This window comes from Erysipelatoclostridium sp. DFI.2.3 (assembly GCF_019132535.1).
GTDB lineage: Bacteria > Bacillota_I > Bacilli_A > Erysipelotrichales > Erysipelotrichaceae > Clostridium_AQ > Clostridium_AQ innocuum.
The window spans coordinates 1-1,100 of the sequence record NZ_JAHOOJ010000057.1; the positions used below are offsets into that span (position 1 = coordinate 1).

Here is a 1,100-nt window from a genome sequence, read left to right on the forward strand (position 1 = left end):
GCATTTAGGCTATGATCGCGCTGAAAGAACATCTTGTGAAGGGAAGAAAAACTATCGCAATGGCACTGTGAAACGCACAATGAAAACACAATTAGGTGAAGTAGATGTAAACGTACCACGTGATCGTAACGGCGAATTTGAGCCGCAGATCATTGGGAAATATCAGAGAAATGCCGATGGCATCGAGGAGCGCATCCTTTCCTTGTATGCTACTGGAATGTCCACAAGAGATATCAAAGATCAGATTAAAGGACTGTACGATGTAGAGATTTCAGAAGGACTGGTAAGCAAGATCAGCGAGCGCATTCTGCCCGAAGTAACAGAATGGCAAAACAGACCCTTAGAAGCCTTCTATCCATTCATATTTATGGATGCGATCCATTATAAGATCAGAGAAGATCATCAGGTTGTGACCAAAGCAGCCTATGTTGTTTTAGGCATCAACAACGAAGGAATGAAGGAAGTTTTAGGATTGTGGGTAGGTGCGAGTGAATCAGCGAAATACTGGATGGGAGTGCTGAATGAGTTGAAAAGCAGAGGGGTTAAGGATGTTTCCTTGTTCTGCGTAGATGGTCTTACAGGCTTCAGAGAAGCCATAGGAGCTGTCTATCCAAAGGCACGTATTCAGCGTTGTATTATCCATCAAATTCGCAACAGCACACGCTTCGTGAGTTATAAGCATATCAAGGAGTTCATGAGGGATTTAAAAACTGTTTACCAAGCAAATACAGAGGAACAGGCACTGAATCAGTTAGCAATTTTCAAGGATAAATGGGGCAAGCAATATCCAACCGCAGTACGTAGCTGGGAAGAGAATTGGGATATACTAAGCACATACTTTGATTATCCAGTTGAAATCCGCAAAATCATTTACACGACAAATGCGATCGAAGGATTGAACAGACAGTTCAGAAAAGTCACGAAAACAAAGACGGTTTTTCCAAATGATGACAGTTTGAGAAAGATGCTTTACTTGGCTATTCAGAACCTCAGCAGCAAATGGACACAGAGATGTCGAAACTGGGATATGATTCAAAATCAACTTGCCATTATGGAAGCAGTAGAAGCATAATGAGTAAAGATAAAGGCATATAAAAAAA

1 protein-coding gene is annotated in these 1,100 nt (G+C 41.4%); it reads left to right on the plus strand.

Annotation, left to right across the window (positions count from 1 at the left end):
• The coding region (locus KSZ58_RS22350; protein ID WP_217752957.1) for an IS256 family transposase at window positions 1–1,072 on the plus strand (1,072 nt) is incomplete at its 5' end.
• Between the last annotated feature and the right edge of the window lie 28 nt (window positions 1,073–1,100).